Source organism: Spirosoma migulaei (genome assembly GCF_054776855.1).
The window spans coordinates 1-14416 of the sequence record NZ_BAAHBG010000014.1 but is presented as its reverse complement, the minus strand read 5'-3'; the positions used below and the strand labels follow the sequence as shown (position 1 = coordinate 14416).

Annotated in this window: 15 protein-coding genes; 8 read left to right on the top strand and 7 right to left on the bottom strand. The window is 47.7% G+C overall.

Going from position 1 to position 14416, the window contains the following annotated elements; genetic code table 11:
• The first annotated feature begins 98 nt into the window (after positions 1 to 98).
• Positions 99 to 2081 carry a DUF4350 domain-containing protein gene (locus ACYVGO_RS17985; protein ID WP_460970445.1) on the top strand — a complete coding sequence of 661 codons (1983 nt, stop codon included), beginning with the start codon at positions 99 to 101 and terminating at the stop codon, positions 2079 to 2081.
• Positions 2082 to 2382: 301 nt separating this feature from the next.
• Here ACYVGO_RS17985 and ACYVGO_RS17980 read toward each other — a convergent pair whose 3' ends face one another.
• The gene (locus ACYVGO_RS17980; protein WP_460970444.1) at positions 2383 to 4101 is read right to left on the bottom strand and encodes a GMC oxidoreductase; all 1719 of its coding nucleotides are present in this window, start codon (positions 4099 to 4101) and stop codon (positions 2383 to 2385) included.
• Positions 4102 to 4133: 32 nt separating this feature from the next.
• Positions 4134 to 4679: an ATP-binding protein gene (locus tag ACYVGO_RS17975; RefSeq protein ID WP_460970443.1), complete on the bottom strand. Its 546-nt coding sequence runs from the start codon at positions 4677 to 4679 to the stop codon at positions 4134 to 4136.
• A 122-nt stretch (positions 4680 to 4801) separates the two neighbouring features.
• On the opposite strand from ACYVGO_RS17975, the gene ACYVGO_RS17970 reads away from it, so the two are divergent.
• Complete coding sequence (locus tag ACYVGO_RS17970) at positions 4802 to 6010, top strand: acyl-CoA dehydrogenase family protein (RefSeq protein ID WP_142772158.1); 1209 nt, start codon at positions 4802 to 4804, stop codon at positions 6008 to 6010.
• A gap of 100 nt (positions 6011 to 6110) precedes the next feature.
• Here ACYVGO_RS17970 and ACYVGO_RS17965 read toward each other — a convergent pair whose 3' ends face one another.
• Together ACYVGO_RS17965 and ACYVGO_RS17960 are read right to left on the bottom strand one after the other, a co-directional pair.
• On the bottom strand, positions 6111 to 6542 hold the full coding sequence (locus tag ACYVGO_RS17965; RefSeq protein ID WP_460970442.1) for an SRPBCC family protein: 432 nt from the start codon (positions 6540 to 6542) through the stop codon (positions 6111 to 6113).
• A 65-nt stretch (positions 6543 to 6607) separates the two neighbouring features.
• Positions 6608 to 7567, bottom strand: coding sequence for a helix-turn-helix transcriptional regulator (locus ACYVGO_RS17960; RefSeq protein ID WP_460970441.1), 960 nt, complete (start codon positions 7565 to 7567; stop codon positions 6608 to 6610).
• A gap of 97 nt (positions 7568 to 7664) precedes the next feature.
• Between ACYVGO_RS17960 and ACYVGO_RS17955 the strand changes: the two genes are divergently transcribed.
• The 5 genes from ACYVGO_RS17955 (at position 7665) to ACYVGO_RS17935 (ending at position 10583) form a co-directional block, all read left to right on the top strand.
• The gene (locus ACYVGO_RS17955) at positions 7665 to 7964 is read left to right on the top strand and encodes a GNAT family N-acetyltransferase (protein ID WP_460970440.1); all 300 of its coding nucleotides are present in this window, start codon (positions 7665 to 7667) and stop codon (positions 7962 to 7964) included.
• Between the two features lie 7 nt (positions 7965 to 7971).
• Positions 7972 to 8928: a polysaccharide deacetylase family protein gene (locus ACYVGO_RS17950; RefSeq protein WP_460970439.1), complete on the top strand. Its 957-nt coding sequence runs from the start codon at positions 7972 to 7974 to the stop codon at positions 8926 to 8928.
• 127 nt (positions 8929 to 9055) lie between these two features.
• A complete protein-coding gene (locus ACYVGO_RS17945) occupies positions 9056 to 9274 on the top strand; it encodes a helix-turn-helix domain-containing protein (protein ID WP_460970438.1) in 219 nt (72 codons plus the stop codon).
• Complete coding sequence (locus tag ACYVGO_RS17940) at positions 9271 to 9600, top strand: HipA N-terminal domain-containing protein (RefSeq protein WP_460970437.1); 330 nt, start codon at positions 9271 to 9273, stop codon at positions 9598 to 9600. Before ACYVGO_RS17945 ends, ACYVGO_RS17940 begins: the two co-directional genes overlap by 4 nt.
• Positions 9597 to 10583, top strand: coding sequence for a type II toxin-antitoxin system HipA family toxin (locus tag ACYVGO_RS17935; RefSeq protein ID WP_460970436.1), 987 nt, complete (start codon positions 9597 to 9599; stop codon positions 10581 to 10583). The genes ACYVGO_RS17940 and ACYVGO_RS17935 overlap by 4 nt, the downstream gene beginning before the upstream one ends.
• A 29-nt stretch (positions 10584 to 10612) precedes the next feature.
• Here the strand turns inward: ACYVGO_RS17935 and ACYVGO_RS17930 are convergent, their stop codons facing one another.
• Both ACYVGO_RS17930 and ACYVGO_RS17925 read right to left on the bottom strand, forming a co-directional pair.
• On the bottom strand, positions 10613 to 11356 hold the full coding sequence (locus ACYVGO_RS17930) for an ion transporter (protein ID WP_460970435.1): 744 nt from the start codon (positions 11354 to 11356) through the stop codon (positions 10613 to 10615).
• The gene (locus tag ACYVGO_RS17925) at positions 11353 to 12084 is read right to left on the bottom strand and encodes a hypothetical protein (protein ID WP_460970434.1); all 732 of its coding nucleotides are present in this window, start codon (positions 12082 to 12084) and stop codon (positions 11353 to 11355) included. Before ACYVGO_RS17925 ends, ACYVGO_RS17930 begins: the two co-directional genes overlap by 4 nt.
• A 165-nt stretch (positions 12085 to 12249) precedes the next feature.
• Between ACYVGO_RS17925 and ACYVGO_RS17920 the strand changes: the two genes are divergently transcribed.
• Positions 12250 to 13539, top strand: coding sequence for a TolC family protein (locus ACYVGO_RS17920; protein ID WP_460970433.1), 1290 nt, complete (start codon positions 12250 to 12252; stop codon positions 13537 to 13539).
• A 40-nt stretch (positions 13540 to 13579) separates the two neighbouring features.
• Here the strand turns inward: ACYVGO_RS17920 and ACYVGO_RS17915 are convergent, their stop codons facing one another.
• Positions 13580 to 14272, bottom strand: coding sequence for a sterol desaturase family protein (locus ACYVGO_RS17915; protein ID WP_460970432.1), 693 nt, complete (start codon positions 14270 to 14272; stop codon positions 13580 to 13582).
• Between the last annotated feature and the right edge of the window lie 144 nt (positions 14273 to 14416).

Genomic DNA, 14416 nt, shown 5'->3' with positions numbered 1-14416 from the left:
GACTGTTTAGACGATCGCTTTGAACAGTAACCCACTAAAACGCTACGTAACGTAGGCTGAGTACTTAACCCGCTATTACTAGTATCAAAAAAGACAACATGACAACAAAAGGAAGCTTCTTAGGCGTTTTGCTGCTATTCAGCCAATGTTTGCTGGCGCAGACGCCCTGGTCTCAGCGCATGGTTGCCTCTATCATGGCCAGCAACCCCGACTCCATTTCGTATAAACGAGAAGATGGTACCAAAGGCGTTGCTCATTGGGAATATGAAACGGGCGTTCTGTTAGAGGGGGTTAAGCAGGTCTGGTACCGCACCGCCGACGATCGCTATTTCAACTACATCCAGAAACAAATGGACCGGTACGTAACTGCCGATGGCGACATTCGTACCTACCGACTGGAGGACTATAACCTTGATTTCATTACGCCCGGCCGGTCGCTGTTGTTGCTTGCTCAGCAGTCATTACCGGGTAAGGAAAAATATCGGAAAGCTGCTGATCTGCTGCATAAGCAACTGACGCAACAGCCTCGCACCAAAGAGGGGGGCTTCTGGCACAAAAAACGGTACCCCTACCAAATGTGGCTCGATGGCCTGTATATGGCGGAGCCATTCGCTGTCGAATACAACTCGTTATATGGGCCGTCCGACGGTTCGGGTACCAAGCATTATGATGACGTGATCAATGAGTTTGTATGGATGGAAAAACACGCCCGCGACGAGAAAACGGGCCTTATCTATCACGGTTGGGACGAAAGTCGGGAGCAGAAATGGGCCAACCCCAAAACGGGCAACTCGCCTAATTTCTGGAGCCGTGCTATGGGTTGGTACGCTATGGCGCTGGTCGATGTGCTGGATTATATTCCGCAGTCGAATCCACGTCGGGGCGAGTTGGTGGCTATTCTGCAACGGTTTATGCCCGCTCTGGTGAAGTACCAGGACCCCAAATCGGGCTGCTGGTATCAGGTAACCGATCGCATGGGCGACAAAGGGAACTACCTCGAAGCTTCGGGTTCCGCCATGTTCGTGTATGCCCTGGCAAAGGGTGTTCGGATGGGGTATCTGCCTGCTTCGATGATGGCTGCCGCCCACAAAGGTTATGATGGTATGCTGAAAACCTTCATTTCAACCGATGCGAAAGGCTTGATTCACCTAGAGAAAACCGTTGTTGTTGGCGGACTGGGTGGCACGCCTTACCGCGATGGTAGCTACGAGTATTACCTGAGCGAACCCATCCGTCAGGATGATTTGAAAGGCGTAGGTCCGTTTATTATGGCCAGCGTTGAAATGGAGATAGCTGCCGAAAACGGCCTTGGTAAAGGGAAAACAGTTGCCGTCGATAACTACTTTAACCATGAATTCCGGAAGGGCTATACCCATACTGATGGATCGGTTGAGCAGGAGCCATTTCACTATACCTGGGATGACCATCAGCATTCAGGGTTTTTCTGGTGGAAGACTATTTTTAACAATCTGGGAGCTAAAACGACGACGATAGAAGGTGCTCCCACGGCGGCTTCGTTGAAAGGTGCCGATGTATACATCATCGTTGATCCCGATACACCTAAAGAAACGCCAAAGCCTAACTACGTGAGCGAGGCCGATATCAATGCCATCGCCAGTTGGGTGCAATCCGGTGGTACACTCGTGCTGATGGCCAACGATACCTCAAACTGTGAGCACAAGCACTTTAACCAACTGGCAGCCCGATTTGGGATGCAATTCCTGCCCAAAAACCGGAACATGGTTCAGGGAGATCATTTTGAGCAGGGCAAAATTAGTATACCGGCTGGAAACGCAATCTTCCCGAAAACCAGAACGGTCTATATTAAAGAATTATCGCCCCTTGATGTCAAGGCTCCTGCTAAAGCTGCTGTAACCGACGCGGGTAATGTAATTATGGGCGTTGCCAAAGTAGGGAAAGGAACCGTTTTTGCTGTAGGCGACCCCTGGTTATACAACGAGTATGTCGACGGGCGTAAAATTCCGGCGATCTACCAAAATTTCCAGGCCGCTAAAGACTTGGCAACCTGGTTGTTACGCCAGGGTTCGTCGGCTGCAAGTTCTGCTACGAGTAAGCGGTAGGTTATTTTTTGTCATTTCGACGCAGGAGAAATCTCAAAAACAGACGATTAGTGGTGGGTCCATGGTCTGTGTCCTCACCAAGAGTATATATACCTCTTTTCGAGCACATTGAAGCCCTGTAAGGGCGATCTGTTAATAGGAAATGGGCGTTAAATTTTACCCAAAGCGCCGTAGGTGCGACCTATTTTGCCTTGATGTAGGCCGCACCTACGGCGCTTTGAAAAAGGCTGGCTCTGTGTTTTCTATTGACAGGTCGCCCTTACAGGGCTGGTCGGACCAAGTCAATACATTGCGCAAAACTCTACAACGCTAACGCTTTCATCTGTTTCACAGCGTAGTTAGCGGCTCTGGCGGTGAGGGCCATGTACATGTAGGTCAAAGATGGGTTCTGGGTGCTGGTTGAGGTCATGCAGGCACCGTCGGTCACGAAAACGTTTTTGCAGTGGTGCAATTGATTCCAGCGATTCAGTAAGGATGTTTTTGGATCATGACCCATCCGAACGCCCCCCATCTCGTGGTTTTCGCTGCCGGGTAATCGTCCGGTATCCTGCGTGCGAATGTTTTTGAAGCCTGCTTTCGTGTACATCTCGGTAAACTGCCCGAAGAAATCCTTCAGAATTTTCTCGTCGTTCTCATCGTAACCTACCGACACCCGCAACTGCGGGATACCCCAATTATCTTTCAACACCGAATCAAGTCGTACGGTACTGCTGGCTTTGGGAATGGTTTCGGCCATCATTGCCGAACCCACCTGCCAATCGCCCAGGGTAGGATTGAGCAAATTCTGTTTCAAGGATGCGCCAACGCCTTCCTGATTTTGAAGCTCCGCTCTTGACGAATAGAACGTAGCGGCATAGCCACGCAGAAAATCGGTTTCCTGCTTATGAACATTTCGGAAACGGGGAATATAACTGCTATTCGGTCGGCGACCGTCGGTGGTAGAGTCAAGGTTGCCATCGTAGGTTGCCGTAACCCGTCCCCGATAACTATGAAATGCCATGTGTGTGCCGAGCAACCCACTGTCATTCCCTAATCCGTTTTGAAACCGGTTAGAGGTCGAGTTCAACAGAATCAAGTTGGTGTGCAGCGCCGATGCATTCACGAAAATAATGCGGGCATAGTACTCGGTCATCTGGTGAGTTTTGGCATCAATGACCCGAACGCCCGTTGCCTTATTAGTTTTCTCGTCGTAGATGATAGAATGGACGACTGAGTCGGGTTGGAGCGTGAGTTTTCCCGTACGAAGCGCCCATGGAATGGTGGAGGCATTGCTACTGTAATAGCCACCGTATGGACAACCGCGTTCACAAAGGGTTCGGTGCTGGCACCTTGCGCGACCTTGTTGATAATGAATCGGTTGAGGATCTGTGAGGTGAGCTGCCCGGCCGATAATAACATGCCGATCAGTGTAATGAGACGCGACCTGCTTCTTAAAATAGGTCTCCACGCACGACATTTCATGGGGTCGCAGAAACTCGCCATCGGGTAGGGTAGCCAGACCGTCTTTATTGCCCGTAATACCCACAAATTTTTCAACATGGCTATACCAGGGCGCAATGTCAGCGTAGCGAATGGGCCAATCAACGGCAAAACCATCGCGGGCCGGACCGCTAAAATCGAAATCGCTCCACCGCTGCGTTTGTCGGCCCCAGGTCAGTGACCGACCACCCACCTGATAGCCATGAATCCAATCGTACGGCTTCTCCTGCACATAGGGCTGATCGCTGTCTTTGGCGAAAAAGTGCATCGTATCTTCATGGAAGGCATAGTTTCGACTGGCAATCGAGTATTCCTGCCGAATGTGGAGTGGTACCTGCCCGCGGTGTTCTAACTCCCAGAGGTTCAGGTTGGCGGTCGGATAATCGGTTACGTGCTTGACCTCCCGACCCCGTTCCAGCAGCAGCGTACGAAGTCCACGTTGAGTAAGTTCCTTAGCGGCCCAGCCGCCACTCATACCCGAGCCGATGACAATGGCATCGTAGGTGCGGGTTTTGCGACTATCAATGAGCAGAGTAGACATAGACGCTAAAGCGTAGAGGCCAGTCTTTTTAACTATGATTCGTATGCGGCCAGTCGCTTTATCACGGCTTCTAATCGCTCCTGAACTGAATAATCTCCACGCAATTCGAGAATTGGGCAGGTCAATTTTTGCATCCAGTTTTCATGTACGACCAATGATCGTCTGCTTGATGATGGATCGTCGTAGCCTGATGCCCAGTCAATGAATTCTTCGTATAATTTATGTCGATGTTCGTTCTCATAAATCACGTTTCCGTACCGGGCAAACTCTCTTTTTCGCAACCGATCGATTCGAATATCGGGTGGTATCCAGACAAAAACGGCTACATCGAAAGCGGAGATCCACTCATCGCCCCAGCTTACTAACGAGCCACCAACGATCCAGCTACTATGTTTTTGTAGTTCGCTACGCAACTGATTGTTGCGTTCTGTAGGATTTCGCTTAACCGTAAACGGCGGATCGGATGGTTCCCAGAAAAAATAATCCGTGTCAAAATAGGGCAAGTTGGTTTGATCAGCCAGGGCATTTCCTAACGTAGTTACCCCCGAACCCGAAGCGCCGAAAATATGGATTTTCATACGTGCTAATTTATACCGTCATTGGGCAAGAAAACTACTCTTGGTGCCTCTAAGCTATCCTCTTTAAATTGACAAAAATAGCCATTCCTACAACAAGCGAGCCCTTTTACTGTTAAACTCCTATGCAAGCCCCCTCCCTAACTCCGCCCCGAAATAAGGTTGACTCCTTTGAGTCGCCGGATTTCTACTGTATTGATGATCTGCTCACGGCCGAACACAAATTAGTTCGGTCGGCCGTTCGTACGTTCGTGAAACGTGAGATTACGCCCATTGTCGAAGAGTGCGCCCAACGGGCTGAATTTCCTGAGCATATCGTCAAGAAGTTTGGACAGATTGGTGCCTTTGGGGCTACCATTCCCGTTGAATACGGTGGGGGAGGACTGGACCAGATTTCGTACGGACTGATGACGCAGGAAATTGAACGGGGCGACTCGGGTATGCGCTCGTGCGTGTCGGTGCAAAATTCGCTGGTGATGTACCCGATTTTCACCTTCGGCTCGGAGCAACAAAAGAGAAAATACCTGCCTAAACTGGCGAAAGGTGAATTGTTAGGCTGCTTCGGCTTGACAGAACCGAACCATGGATCTGATCCGGGTGGAATGGAAACCAGCTTTATCGAGCGTAGTGATTACTATTTGCTCAACGGGTCAAAGCTTTGGATCACCAACGCCAACATTGCCGATATCGCGATTGTGTGGGCCAGAAATGATCACGGAAAAGTCCGGGGCCTGATTCTGGAACGGGGCATGGAAGGGTTTACAACTGCCGAAATCAATAACAAATGGTCGCTACGGGCGAGCAGTACGGGCGAACTGGTTTTTCGGGATGTACAGGTGCCTAAGGAAAATATACTGCCCGAGGCTTACGGTCTAAAGAGCGCCCTGAAATGTCTGGAACAAGCCCGTTACGGTATTTGCTGGGGTGCTTTGGGAGCCGCTATGGAATGCTACGAAGTTGCCCGACGATACGCCCTCGAACGAATTCAGTTCAATAAACCAATTGCCAGCTTTCAATTAGTGCAGAAGAAGCTCGCTGAGATGTTGACCGATATTACGCAGGCGCAACTGCTCTGCTGGCGATTGGGTACGCTCAAAAACGAAGACCGGGCGACAGTAGCACAGATTTCGCTGGCTAAGCGCAATAACGTTGAAATCGCATTGCGGGCCGCTCGTGAAGCACGCCAGATTCTGGGTGCCATGGGCATTTCGGGCGAGTACCCGATTATGCGTCACCTGATGAATCTCGAATCAGTAAGTACCTATGAGGGTACGCACGACATTCAGCTGTTGATTCTGGGGGCGGAAATTACGGGTATTCCAGCGTTTAAATAAATTGTCATTAGTAGTCAGAAATGGTCATTGATTGTCAAGGATTGTTTGATAGCGATACTTGACAATCAATGACCATTTCTGACTACTAATGACAAAAGTTTTACCGCTCCGCTAGTTCCTTGATCTGCTTCAGAAACGCGCCCATGCCGTTTACCGAGTGGTTATAGCCTTCCTCGGTGGTGTAGCCCTGTTGCGTCCAGGTAAATTCGGTTTGATGGTCTCCCTCGGGTCTTAGGGTGTAAGTGATTGTCGAATAGTTTTCGGGCTTATCTTCTGCGCCGGAAAAGCCGCTCCAATAACTGTAACTAAGGAGCTTATTGGGTACGTTTTCGAGGATAACACCTTTGTCCCGATACGTTTGTTCTTCGTATTCGCCCTGAAAGATGATCTCGCTGCCGACTTTCCAGTCGGTGACGGTTTCGGTACCAAACAGGTATTCCTTGATCAGGTCAGGGGTTGTCAGCACTTCCCAGACTCTGGATGCACTGGCAGTAATGTCGATGGATTGAGATACGATTAGGTCGTTGCGCATGGTCGTTGACTGATAATGATAGCGAAGATCAGGGCGTCTACTGACAACAGTATGTCAGTAAGGTTCTAGCCAATGACAGGGTGAGCTGAATAATGCGTTTGTAGCTCATCGGCCAGTTGTTGCATCATCGTTCGTAGTGATTCAGGATGCTCAATGGTTATCGAGTTGCCGTACATGAGCAGCCAACGGGCCAGCCCTTCTATATAAGGCGTTTGGAAATTTACCCGAAAGTAGTCGCCGAGGTCGTCTTCGCTGACAAAGCCATAGGCGTATTTCTGTTCCTGCATGAACCGGGCAACCGACTTCGGGAATAAAACGGTCGCGTTATCTACCGGCCAGTCTGCCCCCATCCGATCAATATACTCCTGTAAAGACAGGCGTTCGGGACGAGCGAATCGCTGCCCTGTATTAGTAAGCTGACGAATACGATCCACCCGAAAATCGCGGTAATCCTGACGAGTACGGCAAAAAGCGATCAGATGCCAGCCCATGCGGTAGTGATGCAGGCCAACCGGCTCGACTTCGCGTTCTGTTTCCGTATCGTTGTATTGTGAATGATACTGGAGTAAAAGAACCTGATTCTGGGCGATGGCGTGCTGAATGTGCGTCAATAATCCATCCGAATACGGCTGGCGGCTTCTGGGTGCTGCCACGTGAATATGCGCTTCCAAATCGTCTAATCGCTCCTGATCCGTGCGCTTCAATACCGATTTTATTTTAAAAAGTGCCGACTCAAATTCGGTACGAATCGACTCGTCGGCCCATTTTTCAATTAACTTGCCACCTAACAGGAGTGCGCTGGCTTCGGCACTGGTAAACATGACGGGCGGTAAGTGGTAGTCGGTCAGGAAATAGCCGACACCGGCTTCGGCCCCAATGGGAACACCGGCTTCTTCCAGCGATCGAATATCACGGTACACCGTTCGAAGGCTGATATCGAAGCGTTTAGCTAACTCCTGGGCGCGAACAACCCGCTTGGTTTGCAGATGAATCAGGATGGCAGTCAGGCGGTCAAGGCGGTTCATGGCAGCATTTGTACGAAAGTCAATCGCAAATTACGATCCTTCATTTGAACAACTAGCCCTTTTTTTGCGTAGAGAGAGAACATAAACCCCAATGAACATGAGCACCATTCATAACAACACCCACCGGCACCGATTTGAACTGGAAACAGAGGGTAAGATTTCCTTTGTGGAATACCAACAGGTAAATGATGAAACGCTTGCACTGGTCCATACGGAAGTTGATCCAAGTTTAGAAGGACACGGTATTGGCTCGACGTTAGTAGAAGGGGTGTTAGAGTATGTTGAGCAACACAACCTGACCATTGTGCCGCTTTGCCCATTCGTTTCGGCCTACCTCAAACGCCACCCCGACTGGAATCGGATTGTCTCCACATCGTACACGGCTACTGGGTTCTAGACGAGAGATGAATCGTTTTTTGTGTGTGTTAAGTTTGTTCGTGTTGAGCAGCCTCCATGCGCTCGGACAGTTAACAGACTATCGCGTATTTTTTGGGCTGACCAACCCGCAACCGCATCAGGTCATCCTGCGGCAGTGGAAGCAGAGCGGTCAAACTCGTTACCTAACGCTCAATCCGCATACTCTCAAAACGGCTGTTGTCAATCTTCCGCCAGCCAGTGTTCGAGCATTACCCTGGACGAGTGTGCTGGATCAACTTAGCCAAACGCCCTATGCGCGAATACTTCAGCTAGAGCAGACGCGGGACTACAATTTGCAGGATGCCGGCATCGAGCGTGCCGATACAACCGAGCGTGGTTTCAGCCTGACCATTGATCTTTGTCCATCCACCAAACCATTAACTCGTTCGGTATTTGAGCAACTGATTCGTGCGTTTGAGCCCGAAGAGAAGCCGATTCCAGTTACCATTACCATTACAGGGCTCTGGATGGAGAGCCATCAGGCGGATTTAGCTTACCTGAAAAACCTGGTTAGTCGGGGTGATCTGGACATTACGTGGGTCAACCATTCGTACCATCATCGGTATAATCCCCGGTTGCCGCTGCCGATGAATTTCCTGCTCGAAGGAGCCACTAATCTAAATGATGAAGTGTTGCTAAACGAGCAGGCTATGCTCAAAAATGGCCTGACGCCGTCTATATTCTTCCGCTTCCCAGGCCTCGTCTCCGATAAAGCTGTCTTTGATCGGGTACTGGCTTTTGGGTTATTGCCCATCGGCAGCGATGCCTGGTTAGCCAAAAATCAGCAGCCCAAACAGGGCAGTTTAGTCCTCATTCATGCCAACGGTAACGAACCCCTGGGCATTACAGATTTCATAAATCTGATCCGCCAGAAATCACCGGCCATCGAAAACAAAACCTGGCTGCTGTATGATTTACCAGCTAGTTTGGTGAAGGGAAGGTGATTTTAAATTTATTCTTTAACGAGGTTAACTGCTGAACTTAAAAAAGAGCGCCTTATGTGTATTATAGTGCTCTTTTTATTGTAAATAGTAATGCTTTTTGTATTTTTGCGATAAAAAGAGCATTATAATGCACATTGATGAGTTAGTAAAAACTATAAAAGAGCGGAGGAAATTGCTTCAGGTAACGCAGGAAACCTTGGCTGAGTTATCGGGCGTTGGCTTAAGAACGTTAAAACAATTTGAACGTGGAAAAGGAAATCCTACATTACAGACTTTACAAAAGTTAGCCGATGTATTGGGCATGGAGGTTTGCTTAAAGATTAAAAATGTATTTACTGGCAAATGAGGAAAGCAAACGTATTATTTAAAGATGAAGCAGCAGGTATATTAAGCCAGCACGATGATAGTACGTTTACATTTCGCTATTATGATGCTTGGTACACACAAAGCGATAAGCCAGGAATAAGTCTTACTTTACCTAAAAATAAGCAAGAATATCATTCCAACTACTTGTTTCCATTTTTCTATAATATGCTTCCAGAAGGATCTAACAAACGAGTAGTTTGTACGTATAATAGAATAGACAAAGACGATTATTTTGGATTGTTGATGGCGACTGCAAAAAATGATACAATTGGCGCAGTTAGAGTTATTAAACTAGAAGAGCTATGACTATCCCTCAAATAAACTATTGTCCGGGAACATTGGCTGAAGGCTTTTCTACATACAGCAAGACCTGTTTGAATAGAGTTTTTTATAGTAGGAAAGTGAATCATGTATTGCCCTACGATTCTCCCACATCTAATCCAGAAACAGGCGAGATTTTTGACGAAAATCGAAAACGCATATCTATTTCAGGAGTACAGGAAAAATTCTCTATGTTGCTGGAAAAAAATAAGCTAAGACTTATCAACGAGGGAGAACGGGGAACATATATACTAAAGCCAATTCCGAGCTCAGGAAAAAAAACAGACCAAATGCCTGCAAACGAGCACTTAACCATGCAAATTGCCCGTCAGGTATATGGTATTGAAACGGCTGAAAATGCATTGATATTCTTTAAAAATGGCACACCCGCCTACATCACTAAGCGCTTTGATGTAAACGAAGGAGGCACAAAAATAGCTCAGGATGATTTTGCATCTTTAGCTGCCAGAACTCCACAAACTCATGGAGAACATTACAAATATTTGGGAAGTTATTTAGAGTTATTTCAATTAATGCAAGCTTATTTGCCGGCGTATAAACTGGAAGTGCCGAAGCTGTTAAAAATCCTTTTATTTAATTATTTATTTTCAAATGGCGATGCTCATTTGAAAAACTTCTCGTTGCTTGAAACGCCAATGGGAGATTATAGACTAAGTCCAGCCTATGATCTATTGAATAGCCGTATTCATATAGATGATAAAGACTTTGCTTTGGATGATGGATTATTGCCTGCCAAATTAGCTCAGGGAAAAATCAGCAAACAATTTGCTATACTTTCAGAACACGCTGGAATTAGTGAAAAGGTATTTAATGATATGTTGACGTTGATGTTATCACAGTCAGAAAAGGTAGAAAAATTAGTAGCTGCTTCTTTTCTCAACAGTACCACGAAAAGAAATTATTTGCAGGCTTATCAGTCAAGGATCAAACAATTAATGAAAGTGTGAGAGTTGCTTTGTCATTCATCACTAATAACTTACGATACTTTCTTTTCCAGCTCTTCAATTTTCTTCCGTAGTTTCCGAACTTCGCTGATCAGGATTTTCATGTCGTTGTCGGTTTGTTCCTGCTCATCTTCCACAAAAAAGTTGGCTACATAGCCAGTAAACGTTCCAAACAGCCCAACGCCGGCAACCATCAATACAGCCGCAATGAGTCGCCCGAATGTTGTGACGGGGAATTTGTCGCCATAGCCAACTGTAGTGATGGTTACGAATGCCCACCAGAGAGCATCGGAAGGTGTTTTTATGTTGGCTTCGGGTACGCGTTCGGCGTAAAGAATGGCTACCGCCCCAAAAATCATGAGCAGGACTGAACTCAGTAGCACAACCGCCAACGTACCATTGGCCCGGTTGCGGAAAAGGTAATTCAGGAAGTCACGGATAGATCGAAACGAACGAACCATCCGCAGGATTCGGAATACGCGTACCAACTGCCCCAGCCGAAACCAGTCGAGAGCGGGAATGCTGGCTAGTAAGTCAATCCAGCCCCATTGAAGAAATTTCCATTTGTTAGGTGCCTGATAGAGCCGGAGGAAAAAATCGTAGAGAAAATACAGGCAGATACCCGTGTCGATCTGGTCGAGCAATTGCCGGGTTTGCTCATGCATTGGTACCAGTTCACGAATAAGCAAGGCCAGAACAACATAGACCGATAACACGAGCATGATAACTTGATGCAGCGTTATTCGGGGTGAACCAGGCTTTCTATGGCTACTCATGGTTTGCGGGGCTGGGGTGGGTGCAAAGGCGAAATTCGGTCTTTTTTTCGTACCCACCGCCAGATATCTGTCGCCAATGCCGGGTAAATTGATACACCAATGCTATAATAACTCCCATTGAAATTCTGGTTAATAGCCGTTTGGAAGACGGAAATCCGGTAGCCGATCTGGGCGCTCAAGCCAACCCAACGCGTTGCCCGCCATTGTCCGTAGGCACCAATCTGGAGCGGTACGAAAAAATCCCGTCGTGACCGATCAACCTGAACATTCTGGCTCAGATTAAGCGGTAACGCATAAGCAACCCCACCGCCGAGTTCAACAGGTAGACTGACCAGCCATCGTTTATTATTAGTCAGATTCCACCAATACATAAGGCTCGTAAACCACATATCGGTACGTGTATAGTAGGCGAGATTAATGCGCTGGGCGGCATTTCGTCGCCAGTCGATAAGTCGCAGGTAGGTAGCGTAATTAATCCAATAATAACCCAGCGTTACTTGATGGCGTTTACGACCATAGGTAAACCCCGCATTTACTCCCAATACATTGACATGCTGACTTTCGAGAAAAGAATCCCGAAAATCGAGATTAAACGCTGGTTTCAAAGCCGGATGTTTTGCCCGAACTGAATCGATCGGAGCCGTTGAGTCGGGCTGGGCTACCAAAAGTGAACAGGCAACGAGAAAAGCAGCAACCATAATGCCTACTAACCGGAAAATTGCCTTCACGGTTAGAATTCCCTATTCGGCCCGTGCAAACAATCGATTTTTAAGAAAGAATTAATAATCCTTTAACAACCCCTTAACCATTGCGGAACTACTTGCGGGCACATCAGCCAGTTTAGGCTATTCTGTTTTTAACGTATGTTCCGTTTTCGATTAGTTACTAGCTGCATGATCGGCTTCCTTCTTTTCTGGCTGGGAACCGTATCTGTATTTGCGCAGCCTACCGTTTCTGTAACCGATACCATTCGGCAAAGTTTACCTCAGCTTGAACAGCAATTTCTGGATCGTAACTTTCAGTTGCTGGCTCAGCGTTACCAGATTGACATTGCCGACGCAGCCATTACGCAGGCGGGTTTACGACCAAACCCTAATCTGTGGTTTCAGGGTAATTTATATAACCCGCAAACGCATCGTTTTTTGCAATATGCTCCTCCCTCTCAAGCCGATAAAGACGCGGGCCAATATAATAGCGGCTATTATGCAGTACAAATTCAACAGGTTATTCTGCTCGCTGGTAAACGTAATAAGTTAGTGGCACTCGCCGAAAGTAATCGGTCACTGGCCCGATTAGCGTTTCGTGAAGTACTACGGACGCTGCACTACCAGCTTTATTCAACCTACGCCAATCTGTATTATGATTTGCAGGGGCTAAAGTTATTTGAGGATGAGCTTGCCCGGCAACAACGCCTGCTCGAATCCTATCGAATTGCGGTGCAATCGGGTGGAGTGGCCCCTTATGAAGTAACTCGCCTTGAAGTAGCTCTGCGGGATCTCCAGGCCAACAGCGCAAATTATCGCACCCAAATTGCCGACGAGCAAGCCACCTTACGCATATTATTACGTCAGCCAGCCAGAACATTTATAATGCCTACCGACTTGCCTACTGTTGCAACGAATCCGCCTGCACTAGCCGTTGCCCTTGACTCGGCACAAGCTAATCGGCCCGATCTGGCATTGTCGCAGGAACAGATAAATAATGCCCAACGCAGCCTGACACTTGAGCAGGCCCGGCGCACACCAGACCTAACAACGGGCTTATATTTTGAGAAATATAGCAGCGCTTACGATAATTTCACCGGGTTTCAACTAGCCATGGACTTGCCTGTTCGAAATCGAAATCAGGGAGCTATCCGATCGGCAGAAACAACGCTGAAAAGTGTTACGAGCGGACTGGAAAATCAGCAGACTGTGGTACAAAGCGATGTGCTGAATGCCTATGACAAACTCAACACATACTATAGTGAATTAAGCGCCCGTCCCAACGGTTATCTGGACCGTATACAGAACATTTCAATAGAAGCAACCAAGGCTTACAACGCCCGTTCAATTGGTTTGCTCGATTATTTAGACAAAATTCGGACCTATCAACAGGCGCAGTTGAATAACATCAACTTGCTAAACAACGTTTTTCAGTCACAGCAGTTGCTGAACTTCACGACCAATACACGGTTCTTTTAACTCACATCGCTGGCAGAATACAGGGCTGGCTAATCAGAAATCAAACAGGGGTAACTTCAGAGCCTTGTTTGTGTTCCTGATTGGCCAGCCCTTTTTGTGTTGCCCGAAGTTGCTTCGTTGTTTGCCGTGATCCATCGTGGCTCCAGCCAGGAGGCCCGAAAATATAGCCCAATGCCGCGCGGATTGAGCCTGCCCGTCGAATATCCTGCCCAATAGATACCCATTCATGAAAGGCAATTCGGACTGGATTATGGGAATCAATATTGGTGGTGAGGCCATAGGTAGGTCGCTTCTGCTCAAGTTCAAACGTGCCGAACATACGGTCCCAGATGATTAAAACACCCGCGTGATTTTTGTCCAGATAATCCAGATCGGAGCCATGGTGTACCCGATGATGCGAGGGGGTGTTGAAAATAAACTCAATTGGTTTTGGAAACTTGTTGATAAGTTCGGTATGAATCCAGAATTGATAAAGTAGACTAATGGACATCATAGTCATAATGGCTATTGGTGAAAACCCAACCAGTGGTAACCAAAGCCAGAAAATAAAGGCGCCTGAGAGGTTGCCTGTCCAGGTTTGGCGTAGCGCTGTGCCCAGATTGTATTTCATTGATGAGTGATGAACCACGTGCGAAGCCCAGAAATACCGGCTGCTGTGACTGGTTCGATGAAACCAGTAGTAGCTGAAATCCTCCGCAAAGAACAGAATAACCCAGGCCCACCATTGTGTCATGTCAATCGTCAACAGTCGAACCTGATAAACTAGTGAAAGACATGAGTTTCAATCTTTACCTGATTGTACACAGCCGGAATAGCCTTTAGGGCATCTTTGTTGGTATCAATGGCATAGATCGTACTGCCAGGCTGTAGCAAACCC

What these genes read in the sequence shown, in the direction of transcription:
- ACYVGO_RS17985 (WP_460970445.1), top strand. Translation starts at nt 99, where the DNA reads ATGACAACAAAAGGAAGCTTCTTAGGCGTTTTGCTGCTATTCAGCCAA.
- ACYVGO_RS17980 (WP_460970444.1), bottom strand. Translation starts at nt 4,101, where the DNA reads ATGTCTACTCTGCTCATTGATAGTCGCAAAACCCGCACCTACGATGCC.
- ACYVGO_RS17975 (WP_460970443.1), bottom strand. Translation starts at nt 4,679, where the DNA reads ATGAAAATCCATATTTTCGGCGCTTCGGGTTCGGGGGTAACTACGTTA.
- ACYVGO_RS17970 (WP_142772158.1), top strand. Translation starts at nt 4,802, where the DNA reads ATGCAAGCCCCCTCCCTAACTCCGCCCCGAAATAAGGTTGACTCCTTT.
- ACYVGO_RS17965 (WP_460970442.1), bottom strand. Translation starts at nt 6,542, where the DNA reads ATGCGCAACGACCTAATCGTATCTCAATCCATCGACATTACTGCCAGT.
- ACYVGO_RS17960 (WP_460970441.1), bottom strand. Translation starts at nt 7,567, where the DNA reads ATGAACCGCCTTGACCGCCTGACTGCCATCCTGATTCATCTGCAAACC.
- ACYVGO_RS17955 (WP_460970440.1), top strand. Translation starts at nt 7,665, where the DNA reads ATGAGCACCATTCATAACAACACCCACCGGCACCGATTTGAACTGGAA.
- ACYVGO_RS17950 (WP_460970439.1), top strand. Translation starts at nt 7,972, where the DNA reads ATGAATCGTTTTTTGTGTGTGTTAAGTTTGTTCGTGTTGAGCAGCCTC.
- ACYVGO_RS17945 (WP_460970438.1), top strand. Translation starts at nt 9,056, where the DNA reads ATGCACATTGATGAGTTAGTAAAAACTATAAAAGAGCGGAGGAAATTG.
- ACYVGO_RS17940 (WP_460970437.1), top strand. Translation starts at nt 9,271, where the DNA reads ATGAGGAAAGCAAACGTATTATTTAAAGATGAAGCAGCAGGTATATTA.
- ACYVGO_RS17935 (WP_460970436.1), top strand. Translation starts at nt 9,597, where the DNA reads ATGACTATCCCTCAAATAAACTATTGTCCGGGAACATTGGCTGAAGGC.
- ACYVGO_RS17930 (WP_460970435.1), bottom strand. Translation starts at nt 11,356, where the DNA reads ATGAGTAGCCATAGAAAGCCTGGTTCACCCCGAATAACGCTGCATCAA.
- ACYVGO_RS17920 (WP_460970433.1), top strand. Translation starts at nt 12,250, where the DNA reads ATGATCGGCTTCCTTCTTTTCTGGCTGGGAACCGTATCTGTATTTGCG.
- ACYVGO_RS17915 (WP_460970432.1), bottom strand. Translation starts at nt 14,272, where the DNA reads ATGACACAATGGTGGGCCTGGGTTATTCTGTTCTTTGCGGAGGATTTC.